17 protein-coding genes are annotated in these 23,552 nt (G+C 47.3%); 2 read left to right on the plus strand and 15 right to left on the minus strand.

What is annotated here, in order from left to right; genetic code table 11:
• The 12 genes from ACYVD4_RS18640 to ACYVD4_RS18695 all read right to left on the minus strand — a co-directional run bounded on the left by ACYVD4_RS18640 (position 1) and on the right by ACYVD4_RS18695 (position 18,293).
• The gene (locus tag ACYVD4_RS18640) at positions 1-990 is read right to left on the minus strand and encodes a D-2-hydroxyacid dehydrogenase (protein ID WP_460948436.1); all 990 of its coding nucleotides are present in this window, start codon (positions 988-990) and stop codon (positions 1-3) included.
• A 151-nt stretch (positions 991-1,141) separates the two neighbouring features.
• Positions 1,142-1,774, minus strand: coding sequence for a NanQ anomerase/TabA/YiaL family protein (locus ACYVD4_RS18645; RefSeq protein WP_460948438.1), 633 nt, complete (start codon positions 1,772-1,774; stop codon positions 1,142-1,144).
• Positions 1,775-1,861: 87 nt separating this feature from the next.
• Complete coding sequence (locus tag ACYVD4_RS18650) at positions 1,862-3,061, minus strand: YncE family protein (protein WP_460948440.1); 1,200 nt, start codon at positions 3,059-3,061, stop codon at positions 1,862-1,864.
• Positions 3,062-3,166: 105 nt separating this feature from the next.
• The gene (locus ACYVD4_RS18655; protein ID WP_460948443.1) at positions 3,167-4,609 is read right to left on the minus strand and encodes a RagB/SusD family nutrient uptake outer membrane protein; all 1,443 of its coding nucleotides are present in this window, start codon (positions 4,607-4,609) and stop codon (positions 3,167-3,169) included.
• An 18-nt stretch (positions 4,610-4,627) separates the two neighbouring features.
• The gene (locus ACYVD4_RS18660) at positions 4,628-8,140 is read right to left on the minus strand and encodes a SusC/RagA family TonB-linked outer membrane protein (RefSeq protein WP_460948445.1); all 3,513 of its coding nucleotides are present in this window, start codon (positions 8,138-8,140) and stop codon (positions 4,628-4,630) included.
• Positions 8,141-8,159: 19 nt separating this feature from the next.
• Positions 8,160-9,173 carry a FecR family protein gene (locus tag ACYVD4_RS18665; RefSeq protein ID WP_460948447.1) on the minus strand — a complete coding sequence of 338 codons (1,014 nt, stop codon included), beginning with the start codon at positions 9,171-9,173 and terminating at the stop codon, positions 8,160-8,162.
• A 65-nt stretch (positions 9,174-9,238) separates the two neighbouring features.
• On the minus strand, positions 9,239-9,943 hold the full coding sequence (locus ACYVD4_RS18670; RefSeq protein ID WP_460948449.1) for an RNA polymerase sigma-70 factor: 705 nt from the start codon (positions 9,941-9,943) through the stop codon (positions 9,239-9,241).
• A 338-nt stretch (positions 9,944-10,281) separates the two neighbouring features.
• The gene (locus tag ACYVD4_RS18675) at positions 10,282-11,535 is read right to left on the minus strand and encodes a c-type cytochrome (protein WP_460948451.1); all 1,254 of its coding nucleotides are present in this window, start codon (positions 11,533-11,535) and stop codon (positions 10,282-10,284) included.
• Between the two features lie 357 nt (positions 11,536-11,892).
• Entirely contained in the window at positions 11,893-15,081 is a 3,189-nt protein-coding gene (locus ACYVD4_RS18680; RefSeq protein WP_460948453.1) for an efflux RND transporter permease subunit, read from the minus strand.
• A gap of 227 nt (positions 15,082-15,308) precedes the next feature.
• Positions 15,309-15,716, minus strand: a complete 408-nt coding sequence (locus tag ACYVD4_RS18685) for a hypothetical protein (RefSeq protein WP_460948455.1) — start codon at positions 15,714-15,716, stop codon at positions 15,309-15,311.
• A 306-nt stretch (positions 15,717-16,022) separates the two neighbouring features.
• Positions 16,023-17,036, minus strand: coding sequence for a zinc-binding alcohol dehydrogenase family protein (locus ACYVD4_RS18690; RefSeq protein WP_460948457.1), 1,014 nt, complete (start codon positions 17,034-17,036; stop codon positions 16,023-16,025).
• Positions 17,037-17,108: 72 nt separating this feature from the next.
• The gene (locus tag ACYVD4_RS18695; protein WP_460948459.1) at positions 17,109-18,293 is read right to left on the minus strand and encodes a cysteine desulfurase family protein; all 1,185 of its coding nucleotides are present in this window, start codon (positions 18,291-18,293) and stop codon (positions 17,109-17,111) included.
• 67 nt (positions 18,294-18,360) lie between these two features.
• Between ACYVD4_RS18695 and ACYVD4_RS18700 the strand changes: the two genes are divergently transcribed.
• Positions 18,361-19,269 (plus strand): mechanosensitive ion channel family protein, encoded by a 909-nt coding sequence (locus ACYVD4_RS18700; protein ID WP_460948461.1) that lies wholly within the window; start codon positions 18,361-18,363, stop codon positions 19,267-19,269.
• Between the two features lie 36 nt (positions 19,270-19,305).
• On the opposite strand, the gene ACYVD4_RS18705 is transcribed toward ACYVD4_RS18700, so the two are convergent.
• A complete protein-coding gene (locus tag ACYVD4_RS18705) occupies positions 19,306-20,043 on the minus strand; it encodes a TlpA family protein disulfide reductase (RefSeq protein ID WP_460948463.1) in 738 nt (245 codons plus the stop codon).
• Positions 20,044-20,237: 194 nt separating this feature from the next.
• Here ACYVD4_RS18705 and ACYVD4_RS18710 point away from each other — a divergent pair, with 194 nt between their 5' ends.
• Positions 20,238-20,600, plus strand: coding sequence for a DUF1304 domain-containing protein (locus ACYVD4_RS18710; RefSeq protein WP_460948465.1), 363 nt, complete (start codon positions 20,238-20,240; stop codon positions 20,598-20,600).
• A gap of 212 nt (positions 20,601-20,812) precedes the next feature.
• On the opposite strand, the gene ACYVD4_RS18715 is transcribed toward ACYVD4_RS18710, so the two are convergent.
• Complete coding sequence (locus ACYVD4_RS18715) at positions 20,813-22,141, minus strand: ammonium transporter (RefSeq protein WP_460948467.1); 1,329 nt, start codon at positions 22,139-22,141, stop codon at positions 20,813-20,815.
• Positions 22,142-22,206: 65 nt separating this feature from the next.
• A complete protein-coding gene (locus ACYVD4_RS18720; RefSeq protein WP_460948469.1) occupies positions 22,207-23,364 on the minus strand; it encodes a porin in 1,158 nt (385 codons plus the stop codon).
• Positions 23,365-23,552: the final 188 nt, after the last annotated feature.

Consider the following 23,552-nt stretch of genomic DNA (forward strand, 5'->3'; position numbering starts at 1 on the left):
CTAACTTTCTGCAAGCGTACTGTTTTCAGAAAGTTTTGTCGAATTAATAGTACTGGCTGTCTGTAAAAACTCGTCGATATTCTTTCCTACTTTTTCCATCAGCAACGTTCGGGCTTCGATGCTCGCCCACGTAACGTGCGGGGTGAGCAGGAGTTTTTCGGGATGCCGAACGTGTAGCAATGGATTATCGGGAGAAATGGGTTCTTTGGTGAACACATCAATTCCCGCACCAGCCAGCAACCCTTCGTCGATGGCCTGCGCTAAATCCGCTTCATTCACAATCCCTCCCCGGCCAACGTTGATCAGAATGGCCGATTTTTTCATGCATTTCAGCCGGTCGTAATTCATAAAATTAGCGGTGCTGGCATTCAAAGGGGCGTGGATAGAAATGATATCTGAAGTACGCAGGAACTCGTCTAATTCCAGTCGCTGATACGTCTGTTGGTTGTTCTGGCCCGACGTTGAGTAATACACAACTTCGCACCCGAAGGCTTCGGCAATTTTTGCGACCTGACGGCCAATGTTACCGAGACCCATTATACCAAAGCGTTTGCCGGACAACTCCCAGAAACCCCGGCCAAAATGAGTGAATATATCGGTCTTCGAATAATCGCCATCTTTCACGTAGCGGTCGAAATAAGGCATATCGACCAGCAAATGGAGCAGCATGGCAAACGTTCCCTGTGCTACGCTCTGAGTCGAATAATCCATCGCGTTTTTCACCGGAATACCCCGCTTATCCGCAGCCGTTTTATCGACATTATTGGTTCCGGTAGCCGCAATACAAATCAGTTTTAGATTAGGCGATTGTTCAATAATCGACTGATCCAGAACGACTTTGTTTGTAATCACAATGTCGGCATCTTTTACCCGCTCCAGTGTCTGCTCCGGCAGTGTCATTTCGTAATAAGCGACCTGACCATATTTTTCCAGCAGATTCAGATTCGGTACGTTGCCGACAGTTTTTGTATCTAAAAACACCAATTGCATACTACGAGACTATTTGGTACATATTAACCCCACGGCAATGGCCGACCATCCTAAATCCCTCCCCGTAGGGAGGAACTTCAAAAAGTCAGTAGGTAAAGTCCCTCCCCTAGTTTTTAGGGGAGGGGTTGGGGTGGGGTTTTTACATTGAAAACTATTTGGGTGTTGTCCGAACTTTGACCACTACTTTTTTAACACCGTCATACCCATCCACTTTATTGGCCGGATTATGCGCTTCGGTGGGGGTAACGATGTAAAAAACACCCGGCTCCGCTACGTAAAACTGGCCCTGATCGGTGTTGTAAAAAGCGATGTCGTTCTCGGGTTTATACGCCATCGCTACGTTCGATTTCACGTTTTCGAAGGGAATAATACCGATTTTTTCTTTGCCTTTCACCACAAAATGGATGTCGGTGTAGTACTGGTGCGCTTCCCATTTGGCATTGGAAATTTCACGCGGTGGACCTTCTGAAATCGTCGCAAATACGTTTTCATCATCGATGGGGTATTTGCCCGGACGTAGCCGCGTAAAGTCGGTGTTTTTCAGAAAGGCGAAGGCTTTTTCCCATCCAGCTTTGTTGCTGTGATACCGTTTGGCAAACTCTTCTTTATTAATTGGGTCAGCCGGTTTGGCCGGAAGACCGTTCAACCAGTCCATTTTACTGTACCATTGGTCGGCTTTGGCACCGGTCCATTCGTTGGTCGATTGGGCACGTACCGTCAGTCCGACAGACAAGGCTATGCCCAGCAGGAAAATCGGGAGTCGTTTCACCTGTTGCTTTTTCATGATAGTTCGGGAAGTAAAAAAGACCTGATTCGAAGGCAACGCTGGCATCCACTACGTAGTAAAGCTCAGGATGCCAGCGCTTTTCGATTAATTCTTGTTCACCTTTTTCACCTGACCGAGGCCAAACTGATCGCCAGCGGCAACAGGTTTACCACCGCTGAAATGGATTTCAACCATTTTCTCGCTTTGCACGTCGTTATGATCGGCATCTTCGAGCGACGTAATGATTTTGCGCGTTTTTACGTCAATGACCTCACCTGTTGCCGGATAAGCATATTTACCATCAAGGCTAAAGGTGATCCAGCCCGGCATATCTTTCAGGGCGATAGTCGTTTTCTGAACGGGTGGCATTACCGTATTGTCGAACACGTGCAGACGGAGATTGTGACCATCACATAGCCACAGTTCTTTCTCATCGGGCGTCAGACCAATGCCGTGGCTAGGGCAACCATGCCGTCTTACCGGACCCACATTCCAGCCTTCAACTACTACGCGATGCAGAAACTTCCCGGTTACTAAATCAGCAACTTCAAACCCAAGTAATCCATTGACGTTTACGTACACCAGCGTCTGCGAACCATTGACCGTAAATGGCCGAATTTCCGCACTGAAGGGACCAACCTGCCGACTAACCGTATGGGTTTTCGTATCCGCTACGTTCAGCATGGTCGATTTCAGTCCGGCCATATAAACCTCTTTACCATCGGCTCCGTAAATGGTGTTGTGTGCGCCCGAGTTGGTAACAATTTTGGAAATCACATCGCCAGTTTTGGCATCCACTACGTTCCAATGTCCTTTTTCGAGCGAAGGTGCATAAATAGTTTTACCATCAGGCGATATGGAAATCCGGTCAACGCCCCCTTCGTATTCTTTTTCCCAGAGCGTTTTTTCCGTGACCAGATCAATGCACTGTATCTCTTCCAGCGTGCTAATATAAATGCAGTTGGTAGCCAGGCTCACATCGACACCTTTTACGTTCGATGGAATGCCTTTTTTCATCGTAACAGTGGGGGATGGAACGTCCTTTTTTAACAGACCGCCAGGAATTTTGATAAACTTCACAAACTTGTGATTATTGTCCATGTCGAAGACCTGAATGCCATGTCCACCATAGCCCAGATAGTTACGAATTCCGGGCGTTGCTACGTATAACAGACGCTGCACTTTGGGGGCTGGTTTCGGGGCTGGAGGTGTCAGTTTATCGTCCGACGAGGTTATCCAGGCTGTGGCAGAAAGGAAGAACAGACCGCAAAAAAGGAGCAGAAACGCGTTTTTGATTGTCTTCATAATCTAGTTTTTTTAGAAGCGGAGTTTGATTGGGTTCAGGCTTATAGTTTCTGTATCAGGTTCGTTACGTTGCCATTTCACGAACCTGATACAGTATTATTCGGCTTATTCGTAGCCGGGATTCTGCGCAAAAATGGATTTGTTATTGACCAACTGAATCTGCGCCAGCGGAATCGGGAATAAGGTATGGTGTGCTTTCATACCATATTTCTGCATCACCGTAAACGCCTGTCCGGTACGTGTCAGATCGAACCAACGATGTCCTTCGAAGGCCAACTCCCGACGACGTTCCAGCACAATCTGCTCACGTAGCGCGGCCTGAGTTGCGCCAGCGGCAACTGGGTCTATACCGGCTCTGGTACGCACCTGATTCAGATAAGGCAGGGCTGCCGCTGATTTACCGTTCTCGTTCAGAGCCTCGGCATACATCAGCAGTACGTCAGCATAGCGAATCACTTTCCAGTTGGCCGGGCTATCATTGGCCGTCGCAATTTTGACAATATATTTTCGGGTATAGGCCGACATATTATTCGATGAAACCAGCAGCGGAATAAACTTGCCCGTAGCATCAGTATAGCCGCGCGAAGCTGTCAGATCTTTCCGTTTGTCTTTAGCCTCAAACAAATCGAATAGCACCTGGTGCGGTGTGTTCTGATCATCGACCGAACCGGCAATACCGTAATGCGCAATCATGGACGTAACCTTTGGCGTAAAGCGATTGGTGTAAATACTACCTTCGCCACCCAGATTTTGCTCGTATTCGATGTCGTAGATGTATTCGCTGTGGTGCTCGTTTTTGGTATAATCCCACAGATCAGCCCAGTTTGAAAGCAACGAATAATTCATCGTGGTCACCTCCTGTAACTTCGCTTCAGCTTTCACAAAATCTTTCCGGGTCAGGTACACTTTTCCCAGCAAAGCGCGGGCAGCTCCTTTTGTAGCACGTCCTACTTCTGATCCGGCGTAACTAACGGGCAGTTTAGCTTCAGCATCGAGCAAATCCTTTATGATCACTTCGTCATAAATCTTATCGACTTTCTCGCGGGGTGTGGCATAAGAATCGGCAATGCTCAACGATTTTGTCACCATCGGCACATCTCCAAAAATCCTGACCAGATCGAAATATGCCATAGCCCGTAAAAATTCAGCTTCGCCCGTATGCCGATTTTTGTTGGTCACGCTGGCATCCGCTGAGCCAATTCGCTCCAGCAACGTATTGGCACGAGTGATGGCTTTATAGTAATTCCGCCACGTGTTCATCAACAGAGCATCGTCGTTGGCGAGGGTGAAATTATCGACAGCCCCAGCCGTTCCTTTTACCAGTTCATCCCACACATCGTCACCCCGGATATCACCGAAGTAGTACATGTTGGCGTACTGATCCTGAAAAATACCGTAAATACCAACCACAGCGTCCTGATAATCTTTGTCTGTTTTATAGAGTACGTCAACCGTTACGGTATCGACGGGCAGGATTTCGATAAAGTCTTTCCGGCAGGAGGTCATCAACAGCATAACCAGCGCCACCATTGAAGTTATCTTTTTCATTAGAACAGTTCGTAAGGGTTAAAAACCGATGTTGATACCAAACAGAAAGCTTTTTGCGGTAGGATAATCGTACCGTTCGTTCCCCGGCGTCAGTGGGCTGTCGCTGCGGCTCACATCGGGGTTGAAACCGATAAACTTCGTGAAAAGGAATGGGTTATTGGCTGTTACTGACAAACGAACATTAGCCAGTTTTACCTTTCTCGCCAATTCATTAGGCAGCTCATATCCTAACACAATGTTGTTGATACGTAGGTACGAACCATCGTCCAGCCAGCGCTGGCTATACGTGCCTCTGAAATTGCCCGTCGGTACGTCGTTTGGCCGCACAGCGTATCCATCGCCCTGATCGGTTTCTGATTTCCAGTAGTTATTCATGAAAGCATACTGCCGGAAGCGAGCGCGGTTGTTTGCCAGTTGCTCTCTCGACAAAGCCAATACGCTATTGCCCTGTACACCTTGCAGACTTACACTCAAACTCAGATTCTTATACGAGAAATTGTTCGTCATGCCGTAGTAGAAATCCGGGTAAGGTGATCCCATAACGGTACGATCAAGGCTATTGATAACGCCATCGGGCGTTCCATTTGGACCGCTAACGTCCACAAAGCGCACATCGCCCACGCGGGAAGCATCGCGACCACCCGGATTCCAGAGGGGACCCTTATCCAAATCGGCTTTGGTTCTGAAAATACCATCGGTCAACCAGCCGTAGAACATACCCACCGGTTGGCCAATCATGGTGATATTTCCAGCCGAGATGATGGGGTCGCCGGATGGACCAAGCCGAACCACTTTATTGCGGTACATAGAGAAGTTAAGCGCCGTCTGCCATTTAAAAGCACCCTGCGTGTTCACCGTATTCAGGGAGAGTTCCCAACCCGTATTTCTCACTTCACCAATGTTCTGAAGGGCGGTGTTAAAGCCGGTAATATCCGGGATGTTTACGTTCAGGAGCAGGTCGGTATTTTTCGACTGAAAATGGTCAAGTGTCAAGGCCAGTCGGTTGTTCAGGAAACTTACATCGAAGCCAACGTTTACCTGTTGCTGGGTTTCCCAGGTAAGATTCGGGTTAGCGAGTCGACCGGGCGAATAGCCACCAACGCCCGTGTTGCCCAATACGTATTTCTCGTAATTGATCGTGGCCAGATGGTCGTAGTTTCCGATGTTGTTGTTGCCGGTTTTACCATAACTGGCCCGTACTTTCAACTCATTGAGGAACCGGAAATCTTTAAGAAAATCCTCGTCAGACACCCGCCATGCCAAGGCGAACGAAGGGAAAAGACCGTATTTATTCTGCGCCCCAAATCGAGACGAACCATCTGTTCTGAGCGACGCCGTTACGTAGTACTTGCTGTTAAAGTTATAGTTGACACGTCCTAAATACGACAGCAACGACCATTCTGCTACGTTCGACGATCCGCCCGTCAGCAGACCACTAACGGCGCTCAATGTTGGCACTAGATTATTGGGGTAGCGGTTGCTGGTCAACGTATTAGACTCAAACTGATCGCGCTGGGTAGAATAGCCTAACAGACCGGTGAAATTATGTTTGCCCAGACTTTTGTTATAGTTCAGGGTCGTTTCGGTAATCCAGTTCAGCCGCTGTGAGGCATTGTCGGTGCCCGAAGCCAGCTCATTCAAAAAGGCGGCCATCTGCGGTTTAAAATAACTTCCTTTGATGCTCATCAGGTTGATACCCAGCATCACGTTCACCTTCAGATATTTCAGGATTTCGTATTCGAGGAACGTATTACCCAGAAAGCCGATACCCCGTTGTCTGCCTTTAATTTCCCGTGCCAACGCCACCGGATTTTTACTGGTCACCACCGCATCCAGTCCATTTCCAAACGGATAATAACTACCGTCGGGGTTGTATAACGACTGATACGGCGGAATTACCAACGCGTTATAAAGTGGGTTGTTGGTAATGTCGGCGAATGTTGTCAGGTCTTCGGCACCGGCTCCACCCACATTCGTTTTGTCAGTGTACGATGGGTTGAGGTTCACCTTTAACGAGAGTTTGGGCGACAGCTTGGCGTCGATATTGGCCCGTACCGAATACCGTTTGAAATTGGTATTGATAATAATACCGTCTTGATTGAAGTACTCGCCACTAATCGCGTAGCGAACATTTTCGCCACCGCCCGAAGCCGATAACTGATACTGCTGCTGAGGACCGTTACGTAGTATGGCATCAAGAGGGTCTTCGTTAGTCGTAATTTTCCCCGATAGTACGTCCAGAATAGTTTGCGGAACCGGCGCTTTCCAGAGAAGCGGATTACCCGATACGTCGTTTCCTTCATCAAGATTACGGTTGCGAACGCCGTCGAAATAGTGCTGAGCTTCTTCCAGACCACTTTGCAACAGCGGCCGCTTGGCTATTTTCTGAAAACCAAACTGATAGCTGAAATTGATGGCCGCCTTGCCCATTTTCCCCCGTTTGGTGTTGATAATAACAACGCCATTGGAACCACGTGAGCCGTAAATAGCTGTGGCAGAAGCATCTTTTAGTACGTCAATAGTCTCTACGTCGTTGGGGTTCAGCGTCTGAATGGTCGACACAGGAAAACCATCTACTACGTAGAGCGGGCCACCGCCAGCCGAAATACTACCAATACCCCGAATTCTAATCTGGGGAGCCGCACCCGGTTCGCCCGATACGGGTTTCACCTGAACACCCGCCACTTTTCCCATCAGCGCCTGATCGACCCGTGGAACGGCCAGCTCCTGAATCGATTTGCTACCAACCGATGCCACCGAACCTGTCAAATCTTTCTTCTGAATGGCTCCGTAACCGATTACGACAATTTCATCGAGCGTCTTGTTATCGGCTCCCAACGTAACGTTCACGCTGGTACGGCTACCCACCACAATCTCCTGCGAAGTATAACCTACAAAGCTGAAAATCAACGTAGCAGATGCATTCGGTACGTCCATTTTATACTTTCCTTCGACATCGGTGGTGGTTCCCTTCTGGGTTCCTTTCAGCAAGACGGTAACGCCCGGCAGTCCTTCGCCTTTGTCGTCCGATACAATTCCCTGAACGGTAATATCGGCAACCCGTACTTTTTCGGCTGTTACGTCCGTGGCTTCTGTCGAAAACGATTGTTGCGTACGGGAATCAGCCTGATCAGAACCTATCGGGGCAACAGCCGGAAATCGGGCACTGCTAGGCTCTCCTTTTCCAGCGGGTTCTTTACCCATAATTACGTAGCTACCGTTCTTCACTTTCTTGTAACGTAGCCCCAACGGTTTCAGAATCGCGCTCAGATTCTCTTCAATCTTCGCGTTCAGATTAACCGCATCAGCGGCAACCATCATTCCTTCTACATTCCGATCAAAAAACAGAATATCGGTTGCGTAGTGGTCCTGCAACGTTTTGAGGACGTCTTTCAGGCGCTTGGTCGAGGGTTTATTGTACACTTCCCTAGGTTGGGCCTGCTGCGCTCGGGCCAACGTTTGGGAAAAGCCAGGATGTACTCCTCCCATGACTACTCCCAGAAGGAGTAGAATACGTACTGATTTTTCCATATGGTAAGGGTTTATTTGGTTAGCGAGGCTGTGGGGGCTGGGCTATGATGAGTGAGTCGCCCTGCCGTTGATAGGTCAGATTGGAAGCACTGGTTAGCGTTTCGATCAGTTCTTCAGCATTATTCGCCGTAAAGGCGCCAGAAACAGTCCACTGCATGAGTTCTTTTTCCGGAAATACCAGTCGTATTCCATAATTTTCGCGGAACAGATTACTCAATTCTTCCAGCGTAGTTTCTTCAAACACAAATCGGTGTTCTTGTGACAACGTAAAGTTTTGCGGACTGGCTTCCTGCTTTACACGTGCATGTCCTTTCGGATCGAAAGTCACCTGATTTCCAGGCTTCATGGTAAGTTGTTTGCTGGCTTTGCCTTCCTGATACAAAAGCTGAACTTTTCCTTTGTTGAGAATTACCTGTTGCCGGTTTTCGCGGGTATTTACCACGAATTCGGTACCCAGCACCACCACTTCGAAATTCTTATTGGTCTGTACAACAAATTTCTGATGATTGGGCATGTGCTTAATGGCAAATTCGGCTTCACCATCCAGCACGACTTCTCGCGTTCGACTACCAAAACCAAAACGGGGCACCATCAACGACGAGTTGGCATTGAGAAAAACCCGGCTTCCATCCGACAGCGTGAGCGTACGCGTTTCACCAGCAGGCACCTGATACGTAGTGTAGAGCAGGTTGTTTTTATAACGAATACCGCCGAATACCAACAGCATACTTACCGAAGCCGCTACCAGCCAGCGAAACCAGGAAACCGGCCTGATTGCATACATTTCTGAATCTTCACTCGATTCATCAGCCAATTGCGGTTGCTGAGCCATCCGATTCCGATGTCGTGCAAGGGCTTCCTGAACGTCGGCGGTGAATTGACTATTCTGATTCTCCCATATCGCCAGGCATTCGAAAAACAATTCCCGATTCTGCTCCTCCCTTACCCACTCGTCAATTTGCTGTTTTTGCAGAGCGGTGGCCCGTCCGGCAAAGTAATTGAAAAGTGATTCTCTCGATACCTGCGGTTTCATGTGTAGATATTTAATAACCTGATGACGATTTTGACCTGGAAAAACACTTAGTCAATTCCTGCAAATTAATTCCAGAAGCCAGCCATCAGGCAAAGTAGAAACTGCCATTTGTTTTTCAATGCATTCCGAATCTGATGAATTGCCTGATACAGGTGCGATTCAACGGTACGTAACGACAGTCCTAATTCATTCGCAATTTCCTGATACTTTTTCCCTTCGAACCGATGCATTACGTAGATCTGGCGTCGCTTCATCGGCATGTCATTGATGGCGTTCTCAACATCCTGATATAACTCTTCATACTGCGTCATCGAATCTGGGCTTTGATTGCTGTTGGCAGCCACAAATTCGGCATTATCGAGCGATGTACTCTGGCGCATTTCAGCCCTTACGTAATCGAATGCACGATTTCGGACCGCCATAAACAGATAAGCACGATACGAACTGGTAATGTTCTGATACCGCTGTTCGCTATGAAATTCGTAGAAAATATCCGACACGATATCTTCGGCAATTGCCTTCGACGCAACGTAGCGAACAGCATGACTACATAACATTACGTAGTACTGGCGAAACAACAGACTTATGCCCGCGTCAGCATCCTGCTCGAACGTTTTACGGATAAACAATTCGGTATCCAAACACGGTTTTTCTTTGGGACTATCTGTCACTTCGTCCTCCCTCCAGAAGTTTGCATGAACCAGCTTTTCGGGAGCGTTTAGAGGCTGCATTTGTCCCATTTTGGTTGGTAGAGGAAGAAGATTATTCATAGATGGGTTTCCTATCCAGAAATTTTTCCGGATGATAAAAGCACAATACGTCTATCACCCGGTTTTTCTATTAAGACGATTTAGTCGTAAAAAACACTTAGCCTTTTTTCATTATTTTTTTGAAAAATTGAATTAAAAGGCAAAAAGTGATAAAAAGTGGCTTGATACGTATCGTTTGAAGTTTATTATGCCACTCTCACAAGACTAATCTTGTCGGAGTTTTACCACCCCTAATCCCTCCTGTTTTAGGAGGGGAACGTGCAGCAGTGACCTTTTTGAGAACCCCCTCCTGTTTTAGAAGGGGCCGGGCCAGCGTTCTGGCAGGGGGTGGTAAATACCTACCGACTGGCGGAATTCTCCTCCACAGATTTAACAACCAGTGAATCTATATGCATCAGTACTTGCTTTGGCGTTGCCTGCGAATTTTGAAAAACGAAATACACATCATGAACACCAACTGTCGGTGTCAGATTCACCAGCGCGGGCGCTTTGGTGACAGTTTTGCTTTTGTCTGGATGAGTTAAGTTTTCAGCCGTTATCATTGCTTTCCCGATCAGTTTCCCTTCGACCGAACCGAGCCGAACTTCGATGGTTCCGCCTATTCCAGCCTCTTGCGCTGGTGCCTGAGCCATCACTTCTAGCTGACCAATATTGGTCAAATCAAGTTGTGCGTACCCCAAAGACGATTGTGGGCCAGTAGCCATAAAAGGCGTATCGGGGGCCAGCGTTTTTTCGCCAGTCTTGCGCCAGTCGGCTTGCGCTGGTAACAGAACCGGACTGCGGAAATACAAAACCTTGTCAGATAGAATCGGCCCCATCGACTGGGTTCCTCTATCCTTATAAGCCGCCCGAAGCCTGAAAAAGCCGGTTTCAGTTTCGCCTTCTGGAATAACCGGTACATACGTAGCAGTTACGGGCAGTGTTTTCAACGTACTACGGGCTTCACCCACGCTCAGGATATACGTAACAATGGCTGTGGCATTTTCAACCGACAACTGTGGATGCGCGCTCATCGTCACCTCTCCCCAAACACCTCTCCCACCCGAAATCACTTTTTTGGCCAATCGGTCAATAGCGCCCGCATCGCCTTTGTATTTCTTCGCAATACGTTCATACGTTGGCCCAACGCCCGGATTATTCACACTATGGCAGGCCTGGCAGTCGCTTTCCATGATTAGTCGTTGCGCGGTTGCATACGTAGCAGACGCATCAACGGCGAGCGGTTCTACCGGGGCTGTGTTACGGTCGAAACGTTTTGCTACGTAGTCAATGCTTACTGTCACCTGATCGGGTGTAATTCTTCCGTCTGCCAGACTGCCATCTTCTGCGTCGACAACCTGTACTACGTACCCAATCGGTTTATTCGGGAAAAAGAACGTCTTATTACCCTGCTGAATGTCAATATCAACTTTGGGCGGTTCATTTTGCCTGCCGTGTTTTGGTTGAGCGGATTCATGAACCGACACGCGTTGACATGGGAAAATAGAAGCTCTATCAACCTGCATTATTGTTGGTATATAGCTACCACCAAATTCTCCGAATGTTGCCAATCCAAAACAGATCAACAACGTACTAATCTGCTGTTTTTCCACGGGTAGAGATGTAAAGTATAGGCTTGAACTGGTTCTATATGTCGAAGGGAGTATTTATACGTAGTAGCTATAAATCAACCAAACTCCCTTTATTATGAGCCATTTACATCTAAAAATCTGAACACGACTCTTCTACTGAACGTAGAAAAAATAATCTATCAGAAACCCTGCCTGTTGAATGCTGACGCATTTTTCCCGTCAACCTACCGATCTACCAGCACCTAACATCGCTACTCTATTAACTACTTAGGTATCACTAATTTCGCTCAACTAATTTTCAGTAGATTCTCTTAGGCCGTATAAACGCCAAATCGGTCGATTTCAGTGAAGAAACCGACCGATTTGGCGTTCGTTACGTTAATTATTTGCTCCGCTTGCTCCAGCCTTTTTCGACAAAGCATGTAAGATCAAATCATCATCTATCTTAAGCTTTTTTGCCTGAAATCGCTGAGCCAGTTTCGCAAACAGGATATATAATCCGGGGACGATTACCAGCCCAAAAACGGTTCCAATGAGCATTCCTCCAGCCGCTGCCGTACCAATGGAACGGTTACCCAACGCGCCAGCACCCGACGCAATACACAAGGGAATCAGACCAGCGACGAAAGCCAGCGATGTCATCAGAATGGGCCGTAGTCGCGCAACAGCACCTTCAATTGCCGCTTTCACAATCGATAAACCTTCCTGCTGGCGCTGGCTGGCAAACTCCACAATCAGAATGGCATTCTTACCCAGCAGACCGATCAGCATAACCAGTGCCACCTGCGCATAAATATTATTCTGCAAACCAGCGAGTTGCAAACAGAGGAAGGACCCGAAAATCCCGGCGGGCAATGAAAATAACACCGACAACGGCAGAAAAACGCTCTCATATTGCGCAACCAGCAACAGATATACAAAGACCAGACAGAGCATAAAAATGTAAATAGCCTGATCGCCCGACAGGATTTCCTCCCGAGACATACCCGACCATTCATACGAAAAACCACGTGGCAAACTCGTTTTGGCGACTTCTTCCACAGCCCGTAACGCATCACCACTACTAAAGCCTTTGGCGGCTTCGCCACTGATCAGCGCCGATGTATACATGTTATAGCGGGTAAGCTGTTCGGGGCCGTAAACGCGCTCCAGACGAACGAAATTCGAGTAAGGAACCATTTCGCCCTGTTCATTTTTGACGTGCAGATTCAGTACGTCTTCCGGTTTCGTTCGGTATTCGGGCGATGCCTGTACAAAAACACGGTACATCTGACCAAAACGAATGAAGTTTGTGGCGTAAATACTGCCCATCAACGTTTGCAACGTATTCATGGCATTCTCAATCGAAACCCCTTTTTGAGCCGCTTTGTCCTGATCGACGTGCAGCATATACTGCGGATAATCGGGGTTGAAGCTGGTGAAAGCGTCCGCTAGTTCAGGCCGTTTTTTCAGCGATGCAATAAACTTGTCAGCTACTTCCTTGGTCTTTTGCAAATCACCAGAACCCGTTCGGTCGAGCATACGTAGTTCGAATCCGCTGGAGTTACCAAAGCCGGGAACCGTTGGCGGAGAAAAATACTGAATGCTGGCGTCCTGAATATTTTGTGTCTTCGTTTTCAGAATGGCAATCACATCGTCGACCGTTTTTGTACGGTCGTTCCAGTCTTTCAAATTTATCATCGCCATGCCATACGAAGCCCCTGCCCCATCAGTCATCAAACTCACACCCGACAAGGTCGATACGTTCTCTACGCCTTCGATATCTTTCGATGCCTGCTGAATTTTGTCGAGCACCTGTTCGGTACGTTGCACCGTAGCACCAGCGGGAGTCGTTACGTTGGCATAAATCATTCCCTGATCTTCGGTCGGAATAAAACCCGTTGGCAACGTAGTGCTGATGCCCCAGATTCCGGTCACAAAAACCGCAAGCAGCACAAGCGTAACGGCGCTACGTCGAGCAATCTTCCGTAAAAACTGCTGATACCGACCGGTTAAGGCGTCGAAACCCCGGTTGAAGCTCGCAAAGAACCGGCCCAACAGGCCCGTTGACTCATGATCGTGGGCAGGACGTAGCAGCAAAGCACAAAGGGCTGGTGTGAGCGTAAGCGCATTAACACCCGAAATCACAATGGCAACAGCCAGTGTAAGCGAAAACTGACGGTAGAAAATACCCACCGGCCCAGACAGGAATGCCACCGGAATAAATACAGCCGACATAACCAACGTGATCGCGATCAGCGCACTGCTGATTTCTTTCATAGCTACCATTGTCGCTTCGCGCGGGGGCAGATGATCTTCGGCCATTTTAGCGTGAACCGCTTCTACCACCACAATTCCATCATCGACTACAATACCGATCGCCAGCACCAACGCAAACAAAGTCAGCAGGTTGATGGAAAAACCAATCAGACTCATAAACGCAAAGGAGCCAATAAGGGCTACGGGCACAACCAGCGCACAAATCAGCGTAGAACGCCAGTCTTGGAGAAACAGAAACACGACCAGAAACACCAATACAAACGCTTCGAGCAGGGTTCTCACAACTTCGTGAATCGAGGCATCCAAAAACCGCGATACGTCATAGGCGAAATTGTAGGTCATGCCGGGCGGAAACGAGGTCGCTTTGATTTCGGCCATGCGTTTTTTCACATTGGCAATAATTTCGCGCGCATTCGACCCCGGCCGTTGCTTGAGCATAATAGACGCCGACGGAATACCGTCCGTTTTCGACGTAACGCTATAATCGGCCGAGCCAAATTCTACTTTCGCTACGTCTTTCAACCGTAAAATAGACCCATCGGCATTGGCCCGTAACACCAGATTTTCGTACTGCTGCGGCTGGTTGAATTTACCTGTATACCGCATAACGTACTGAAGCATCTGCGGATTTTGGTCGGCACTTTCGCCTGCTTTTCCGGGGGCAGCTTCTACGTTTTGCTTCTGAATCGCTTCCACAACTTCATCGGCAGAGATAGAATAAGCCGTCATTCGGTCGGGTTGAAGCCATACGCGCATGGAGTATTCTCGCGCGCCCATAATATCGGCAAAACCAACGCCTTCAATACGTTTCAGCTCGGCCAGAATATTGATGTCGGCAAAGTTATAAATGAACTTCTCGTCCATGTCGGGGTCTGTGCTGACCAGATTGAGGTAAAGCAGCATACTGTTCACCTCTTTTTCGGTAATCACGCCCGCTTTAATCACCTCCGCCGGTAATTCATCGAGCACCGACGTAACGCGGTTTTGCACGTTCATAGCCGCCAGATCGGGGTCGGTACCTACTTTAAAAAACACCTGAATCAACGTAGTGCCGTCGTTGCTGGATACGGTGTTCATATACGTCATTCCGGGTACACCGTTGATGGCCCGCTCCAGCGGAGTTGCCACGGCTTTGGTACACACTTCGGCATTGGCCCCAACGTAGCTGGCCGTTACCGTTACAGAAGGCGGCACAATGTCTGGGAATTGCGTTACCGGCAGGTTCGTGAGTGCCAGTACGCCCATCAGAGTAATTAATATGGATATAACGGCCGATAAAAGCGGTCGCCTAATAAATAGATTGATCATCAGGAAATTAGTATCTAACCGACGTGTTCAGTAAATGGCACGTAGCACATCAGCCAACCGGTCTGGTCGGCGCTGAACTGTCGAATATTCAGAAAAGGCACAGCATCAATTGGGCATGAAACGTTACGTTCCAGCCAGAGCTAGTAGCCCAAATAGAAAGGCAGAAATACACCAGTTGCCGAGCAAATTCGGCTGGTGTTAGAAAAGACGTACTGCCCGGAAGAAGATTAGCAAGTATGCTGAGGGGGTGGCGACAGAATATCCACTACGTGGGTAAGCGCGCGCGTCAGCTTGAACGGAATCGGTTCAGCTTCTATAAAAACGGATAATAAACGCGGAGGTAACAATTGAAACAGATTGGCGAACAGATAAGTCTGCTCCAGCTTGGTCAGGTTCGAGTCATCGTCGGGTTCATCATGTTCGGGCACGGCATTGACCAGACCAAGCCCAACCTCTAGCAGAAGTTCACTGAAACTTTCAATATCATTGACCGATAAATCTTCTCCGCCATCGTTACGTAGCGTTACTTTTCCGTATCGGTCGGGCGTATCAATACTAAGATTGATGACATGCAACGCCATAATCAGGCAGATGAGCCTGTGCAGAAAAGAGCGATATGGCTTTCGTGTTTTCATCAATACATGTCAGCAACTTTCCAAAGATAGCCGCTATCAGCAAATGATTCTTTCCTAACTCGTACGAGAGAAAGAGATTAATTGTTTTGTATTATTTTTTATAAACAAGTTTCAATGGCGTTCAGGCTAGTGCTTAGCCAATTTAATTTTTAGATACAAATTGAACAGAATTTTGTCTGGGCCAAGCTCCAGCTTGGCTTTGGCAGCTAAGTTAACGGCCCAAGCTGGAGCTTGGCCCAGACAAAATTCTAATCTCTATTTTGGCAAAATACTAGGTTACAGTTGACCGTCATTGAAACATGCTCATTAATAGACAATCACTGTTTTTCCAATGGTTTTACCACTTTCCTGTAAGCGGTGCGCTTCTTTCAGGTTGTCGACCGTGAAACCGTTCAGGATTTTATTGAGCGTGGTTTTTAACGTACCATTATCCAGCAACAACGCTACGTTGTTCAGGATGTTGTGCTGCTCAATCATATCGTCGGTCTGAAACGTCGACCGCGTATACATCAGCTCCCACGAAAACGATACACTTTTGTTTTTCAGCTTATTAAGCGCAACCGGAACCGCCGAACCCGTAATAGAAGCAATATGCCCCTGTGGTTTGATAAGTTCGGCAACAGCATCCCAATATGCGTTGATATCGACGAAATCAAGAATGAAATCAACGGTTTGAAAGCCTGCTTTACGTACTTCTTCCACCAGATTCTGATGATTTATTACTACGTCGGCACCGAGTTCTTTGCACCATGCCTGCGTTTCAGGACGAGATGCCGTGGCGATGACCGTCAGGTTGGCAATTTTTTTCGCGATCTGAATAGCAATCGAGCCGACGCCCCCTGCCCCGCCAATAATCAGAACGCTTTTTCCTTTGTCTTTTTCGGGATTGATACGTATCCGGTCAAACAGGATTTCCCAGGCTGTTAGTACGGTCAGTGGCATAGCAGCCGCTTCGGCATCACTCAGCGTAGTTGGTTTATGGCCTACGATACGTTCGTCAATGAGTTGGTATTCAGCGTTTGAGCCCGAACGGGTCAGGTCGCCTGCATAATACACTTCATCGCCGGGTTTAAACAGAGAAACCGCGTCGCCAACAGCTTCCACCACCCCAACGGCATCCCAGCCAATGATTTTTGGCTCAGCCAGCACCGTATCTTTGGCGCTGTTCTGTCGAATCTTGAAATCGACAGGATTCACCGAAATAGCGCTGATCTTCACCAGCAGATCGCGGCCTTTGGGCTGAGGCACAGGCAATTCGAATTCAAGGAAGCTCTCCGGCTCCGAAATGGGCAACGACGTCTTAAAACCAATAGCTTTCATGCTGATTGTACGTAGTGTTTTTCTTTGAAGCTGATTGAAAGAGAGAAGGTTCGGGCACGTAGTGAATTCGCGCTATCGAACAAGTTCTTTCTGGTATAGTCCCACCAACGTATCGACTGCGTAATCGATCTCATCGGCGGTGTTGTATTTCCCGAACGAAAACCGAACATAGCCCCGCTCTGGGTCAAGTTCAGGGAGGGCCGCCAGTACGTGTGATCCCACATTTGACCCGCTCGAACAAGCCGAACCACCCGACGCCGAAATCCGGGCAATGTCTAAACTAAACAGCAGCATATCGCTCATATCGGAAGCAGGAAGGCTCACATTCAGCACTGTATATAAACTATTTTCCAGATCAGCGGAATTGCCATTGAACCGAATCTCCGGCATTTTTTCCCGCAGTCGCTCAATCATCCGACTTTTTAGCGACGTAATAAATGTCCGGTGCTCGTCCATATCCCGGTATGCAATTTCGAGTGCTTTGGCTAGCCCAACGATACCGTATACGTTTTCGGTGCCACCGCGCATGTTACGTTCCTGCGCACCGCCATACACGAAGGGGTTAATTTTTACCCGTTCCGCATTGATGTAGAGGAATCCCACACCTTTGGGACCGTGAAATTTGTGTCCGGCTCCAACGATAAAATCAACTGGTAACTGTTGCAGATCGTGGCGAAAATGGCCCATTGTCTGTACGGTATCGGAATGAAAAACAGCGTCGTAGGCCCGACAAATTTCTCCTGCCTGTTTTAAATCAAGCAAATTTCCGATTTCATTATTGCCGTGCATCAACGATACCAGCGACCGCGACGTAGCACCCGATACGTTGCGTTCCTGTTTCAATAACGCTTCGAGATGGGCCAGATTAATCTGACCTTTCGCATCAATCTCAACCATATCCAACCGAATGGTTCCCAATTTTGCCAGATGCTCAAGTGTATGCAATACCGCATGGTGTTCGAGGGGCGACGTAATGGCGTGCTGAATTCCGTAGGTTTCAATGCTGCTTCGAATGGCCGTATTATCGGCTTCGGTGCCGCCCGATGTAAAGAAAATCTCGGCTGGCGACGTATTGAGCAAACCAGCAACTGTTTTACGCGCTTTTTCGATAGCCGTTCGTACCATCCGGCCGTGGCTGTGAATGGATGAAGGATTACCAAATTGCTGGGTCATTAAGGGCAGCATGGTTTCCAGCACTTCAGTATCTAATTGGGTGGTGGCAGCATTATCGAGGTAAACGGCAGCAGTGGGTGTCATCAGAAGTGTCTAATTTGTATCGTACAAAGGTACGAGCAACGTAACGAATGATGAAACACATTTGACGATGGAGTCGTTCTTCTGCTACCATTTCGAACTACATATCATGGATTTTTCGCAGGCTTCGGGCCTTATTTACGCCGAACTTTCATCCTGGGTAAGCACCGCCATACGCTATATTCCCAAGTTGGCACTGGCTATTTTAATATTACTGATCTGCACAATTATCTCGCGCTGGCTAAGTCGATGGGTGATACGTGGTCTTAGCCGGATTAGTACAAATATCTCGCTCATTAACCTGACGGGGGCCATTATGCGGGTGATGGTCGTATCGGTTGGGCTATTTATGGCGTTAGGCGTTCTGGGGCTGGAGAAAACCGTGACCTCACTTCTGGCTGGTGCTGGTGTCATTGCGTTGGCCGTAGGGTTCGCTTTTCAGGACCTGACAACCAATTTTATATCAGGAACCATGATTGCGCTGGCTCGTCCGATTCAGGTGGGCGACACTGTTGAAACCAACGGATTTACGGGGAAGATACTGGATATCAAGCTCCGATCAATTGTAATGGATAATGGTCAGGGGCAAACGGTTGAGTTACCCAGCAAAGACGTTTTTCAAAAACCCATCACCAATTTTTCGCGCATTGGCCGACGACGTATCGAATTAAACGGTGGTATTTCTTATCTGGACGATATGCTCCGAGCCCAACAGATTGCCAAAGCGGCTGTGAGCAACTTACCGTTCGTTCTTAAAGACCCAGCCGTTGAACTCCACTACCGAAATTTCGGCGACAATAATGTTCAGTTTGTGCTACAATTCTGGATTAATCCGCTCAATACAAATGCACAAACTGCCTTGAGTGAAGCAATGATTTCCGTGAAACAGGCATTCGATCAAAACCAGATTCTGACCGTTTTTGCCGCTCAAACCTTTGATCAAAAACAGAAACTCAGCAACAACGTAGCGGGAAATTAATTGGTGTTACGTTAAACAACGTAGCGATTTCTTACATCAATACAAGGCTGTAAGTACCTGTTTCAGACGGCTATTGATATCATTTCCCTGCAAGTTAGCAACAACTTTTCCGCTTTTGTCAATTACTATAATAGTTGGCACCGACGTAATATGGAATTTATTATGAAAACCATACGCATTCGGAACAGGGACAAACGGCAGACTCTGAAGATTCAGATTTTTATCATTTTTCGCTTGCTCACTATTCAGAACCCCTAACACAACAGGAGCTGTTGACGAAGAATAGGAACGTAGCGTGGCTGTTAAATCAGCGTTTTGGTTATCATCCCAGAATTCTTTTTCCAGACTTATCAAAAAATTCAAAATGACTATTTTTCCAGCTAGTTCTGACGAACAATACACGTTTCCATCAAGCCCGGTCATAACAAAAGGCATAATAGATTGACCTGCTTTGGGTTGTTTTGCCGGATCACGATCACGAAACCGATGCGTTTGTCGCTCTTCGGGAGTGGAAGCGCGCATTACATAACCCTGCGCTTGCCCGAACTCGTTATATTGAGGTACCAGATGATAGGCATAAGGGTCATTTTTTGTTAACTGTGCATAGTCATTTATTGATATACGCTGCCCAGTTAACTGATTCAGAATAGGTGTAGTATCTTCAGTACGGTGATTACTTTGTCTGCTTACCTTTTTTACACCTACCTGTGCCAGACAGAATGTATCAACCAGAAGAAGAATTACGATTGGTAGTACTCTTTGATAAAAAGCCATACTATTGTTTTTGCTAAAGCTTAAGACGTAGTGATACCTGATTGAAGCAACACGCAGCCGCTAGTCAACAGAGCCCTATCTATTGCCTTTATCAAATATCAGGCCATTTAAGCTTCTAATCGCTCAAACTAGCTTTCTGGTAAGGAACTGATTATTTTTTGCATATTCACAACCACATTTTTACCCTACACAGTATGAAACTACTCTCCGAAATTCTGATTGGTCTCGTGGCGGTCGAACATATCTATATCTTATGGCTGGAAATGTTCGCCTGGACAACAAGAGGGCGGAAAACATTTCGATCGCTGGCTCCTGAATTGTTTGAACCAACAAAGGCACTAGCCGCTAATCAGGGGTTATACAACGGATTTTTAGCCGCCGGACTTATCTGGTCTTTGTTAATTCAGGACCCGATCTGGTCGCAAAACGTAGCGTTCTTCTTTCTGGGCTGTGTTATTGTGGCCGGTGTTTATGGCGCCCTCACCGCTCAAAAATCAATTTTCTACGTTCAGGCTCTACCGGCCATTCTTGCATTAGTTGCTACGTTGCTCGCTTAATCAACGCTACGTTCGGATTGCTACGTCTCTTAAAACAGGAAACCGCCCCCAAGCGGGAGCGGCTCCATGAGTACAACAAAACCACAGATAAAGCTGTCAGACTATTGATCAGACAGGTGCCTGTGGCTCTGTTGATATATCATATATGAAGTAGGAAGTATAATCGATGAAGTGTAAAATAGATCAAACCTCCTACTTCATACATAAACTATTTATGCTTCGATCAGGAATTCGTCGTGCTGACTAACATCCAGACCCAATTTCTCATCTTCTTCCGTAACACGTAGTGGCAGAATCAGATCCGTAACTTTCAGCAGAACAAACGACATACCGAAAGCGAAGACAGATACACCAACCAGTGCGATCATGTGCTCGATGAACAGACCTGATTCACCGAAAGCCAGACCTTCAACCGTTACAGCCGAATTAACACCTTTGCTGGCAAAGATACCGGTCATTACCATACCAACCATACCACCTACACCGTGGCAAGGGAATACGTCGAGTGTATCGTCGAGTGTCGATTTCGAACGCATGTGTGCTACGTAGTTCGAGATGATCGCGCTCACCGTACCGATGAAGATCGATGTTGGAATTGTTACGAAACCAGCAGCAGGCGTAATAGCAACCAGACCAACAACAGCACCGATCGAGAAACCAAGAGCCGACACTTTTTTACCTCTTGCAGCATCGAACAGAACCCAGCCCAGACCAGCAGCAGCAGCAGCCGTGTTTGTGGTAGCGAAAGCCGAAGCAGCCAATGGCGTAGCACCTACAGCCGAACCAGCGTTGAAACCGAACCAGCCGAACCACAGCAAACCTGTACCTAATAATACGAATGGGATGTTAGCTGGTGGAAAATAGCTTGCTTCGAGGTGCGATTTACGACGCTTCAGGTAAAGAGCGCCCGCCAATGCAGCCCAACCAGCCGACATGTGAACAACCGTACCACCAGCAAAATCAAGAACACCACGCTTAAAGAGGATACCTTCTGGGTGCCAGGTCATGTGTGCCAACGGAGCGTATACGAACAGGCTGAACAGAATCATGAACAGTACGTACGAGCGGAAGTTAACACGCTCTGCCATCGAACCCGTTACAAGAGCAGGCGTAATAACAGCAAATTTCAATTGAAAAAAGGCAAACACAACCAATGGAACAGTAGCAGCTAAGGGCCATGGTTTGCCATCCAGTACACCTTTGAACATGAAGTGATCCATTGGGTTACCGATAAATCCGCCGATATCACCGCCGAACGCCAAGCTAAACCCAACAACTACCCAAAGAACACTGATAACTCCCATTGCGACAAAGCTTTGCAGCATCGTAGAAATCACGTTTTTGTTGTTCACCATACCGCCGTAGAAGTACGCCAGACCGGGCGTCATCAACAAAACGAGAGCACTGGCAACGAGCATCCAGGCCGTATCGCCGGAGTTAATACCCTCTGTTACGATTTGCGTTGGAACGGAGGGAGAAATTACAGCCAATATGCTAATAACAAGCAATATGGCCAGAGGAATGTAATTGGGCTTTTGCATGGTACGTAAGCGTTTTTTGTTGTACTAGAATTGAAAATTGGTTAAGAAAACGGAGGATACGAGGATTAGAATTTGAAGATGGCAGCCATACCGAGCGTAGCTTGCGAAGGTGTCAGAGTACCATCATTTTTCTCGAACTTGTTCGCCGAATACGTATCGATACGTAGTTCAGGCTTGAGCAGTACGTGACCATCGGCAGCGGTGATATTACCAGTGATCGTGATCGAATTTACACTAGCACCATTACCAGCAGCATCTGTCAAAGCACGTACACCGTTCTTGTTATCGAACATTTCATAACGAGCGCCTAAGCCAAACTTCTCCGTGAAAGCATAGTTAGAGTACACTGCGAAACCACCCCATGTTTTCGTTGTAGATGGGCCGCCACCATTCTGGAAATCACCTTTTTGTGAACCTGTAGCTGCGTTCAGACCGAGGAAGAATTTAGACGTAATCTGATACGTAGTAGCTAAATCAAGTACGGTATAGCTTGCATCGTCCTGACTTACACCGTCTACACTTTTCGACGCTTCGTTCGACGTAATAGCGTTCACATACACACTCCAGCCTGAAGCAGGCGAAACAAAGAGTTGCCCGATCAGACCTTTCTTTTTGTTGTTATCGAAGATGTTATCAACGTTGTTCACAACACCCACCATCAACGAAACTTTATCACTGAACGCATATTGCGCTTTCAAACCCGTATGGTAGAATGGGCCGTTATTGAAAAGGTTAGACAGTGAGTAGTTGTAGTTAACCGGAGCGTCAATTACTTCATAGCCAATGTGCGTACCGAACTGACCAGCCGTGAACGATAATTTGCTGGTTGCTTTAAACGTAATATAAGCTTGCTTGATGGCCAGCGACGTAGAACCCGCCGTACCAAGCAGACCATAATTGTTACCATAGTTACCCAGATCGGCAAACGGACCAAATGCCAGATCCATAACCGCGTCTACCTTATCGGCCGTATAAACGGCTTTTGCCTGAATCAGGCCAATTCCAAACGTACCAGAGCGGTGGTCAAAAACACGAGCATTTCCAACTCCTGAACCATTCAAACCTAAGTTCGACTGGCTTTTAGGGTTATTAAAGTTTCCCAGGTAGTAGGTGTCCATGTAGCCGGAAAAAGTAAATTTTCCAGAAGAAGCAGCGGTGGAATCCTGTGCCTGAGCGGCAAAACCTAAAAACAAAGAACCAATAAGTAAAAAAGCTTTTTTCATAGTTTTAATTTGGTTGTGCTCGAATATCACTGTGGTCTTATTTCGTAGCAAATTTTATCACTTTTATTATTCTATGCAAGATACAGATCAAAATAATTATGTGTTTTTCTGTTTTTTCGCCTTTTTTGTTGAAAATATACTAATCTATCTAGCATTAATGCCTTAAAAATTCATTTTAATATATTTTT

The sequence above is a fragment of the Spirosoma daeguense genome (assembly GCF_054776875.1).

Excerpts from the sequence above, each read along its gene's own strand:
- ACYVD4_RS18640 (WP_460948436.1), bottom strand. The coding sequence starts at position 990 with ATGCAATTGGTGTTTTTAGATACAAAAACTGTCGGCAACGTACCGAAT.
- ACYVD4_RS18645 (WP_460948438.1), bottom strand. The coding sequence starts at position 1,774 with ATGAAAAAGCAACAGGTGAAACGACTCCCGATTTTCCTGCTGGGCATA.
- ACYVD4_RS18650 (WP_460948440.1), bottom strand. The coding sequence starts at position 3,061 with ATGAAGACAATCAAAAACGCGTTTCTGCTCCTTTTTTGCGGTCTGTTC.
- ACYVD4_RS18655 (WP_460948443.1), bottom strand. The coding sequence starts at position 4,609 with ATGAAAAAGATAACTTCAATGGTGGCGCTGGTTATGCTGTTGATGACC.
- ACYVD4_RS18660 (WP_460948445.1), bottom strand. The coding sequence starts at position 8,140 with ATGGAAAAATCAGTACGTATTCTACTCCTTCTGGGAGTAGTCATGGGA.
- ACYVD4_RS18665 (WP_460948447.1), bottom strand. The coding sequence starts at position 9,173 with ATGAAACCGCAGGTATCGAGAGAATCACTTTTCAATTACTTTGCCGGA.
- ACYVD4_RS18670 (WP_460948449.1), bottom strand. The coding sequence starts at position 9,943 with ATGAATAATCTTCTTCCTCTACCAACCAAAATGGGACAAATGCAGCCT.
- ACYVD4_RS18680 (WP_460948453.1), bottom strand. The coding sequence starts at position 15,081 with ATGATCAATCTATTTATTAGGCGACCGCTTTTATCGGCCGTTATATCC.
- ACYVD4_RS18685 (WP_460948455.1), bottom strand. The coding sequence starts at position 15,716 with ATGAAAACACGAAAGCCATATCGCTCTTTTCTGCACAGGCTCATCTGC.
- ACYVD4_RS18690 (WP_460948457.1), bottom strand. The coding sequence starts at position 17,036 with ATGAAAGCTATTGGTTTTAAGACGTCGTTGCCCATTTCGGAGCCGGAG.
- ACYVD4_RS18695 (WP_460948459.1), bottom strand. The coding sequence starts at position 18,293 with ATGACACCCACTGCTGCCGTTTACCTCGATAATGCTGCCACCACCCAA.
- ACYVD4_RS18700 (WP_460948461.1), top strand. The coding sequence starts at position 18,361 with ATGGAGTCGTTCTTCTGCTACCATTTCGAACTACATATCATGGATTTT.
- ACYVD4_RS18705 (WP_460948463.1), bottom strand. The coding sequence starts at position 20,043 with ATGGCTTTTTATCAAAGAGTACTACCAATCGTAATTCTTCTTCTGGTT.
- ACYVD4_RS18710 (WP_460948465.1), top strand. The coding sequence starts at position 20,238 with ATGAAACTACTCTCCGAAATTCTGATTGGTCTCGTGGCGGTCGAACAT.
- ACYVD4_RS18715 (WP_460948467.1), bottom strand. The coding sequence starts at position 22,141 with ATGCAAAAGCCCAATTACATTCCTCTGGCCATATTGCTTGTTATTAGC.
- ACYVD4_RS18720 (WP_460948469.1), bottom strand. The coding sequence starts at position 23,364 with ATGAAAAAAGCTTTTTTACTTATTGGTTCTTTGTTTTTAGGTTTTGCC.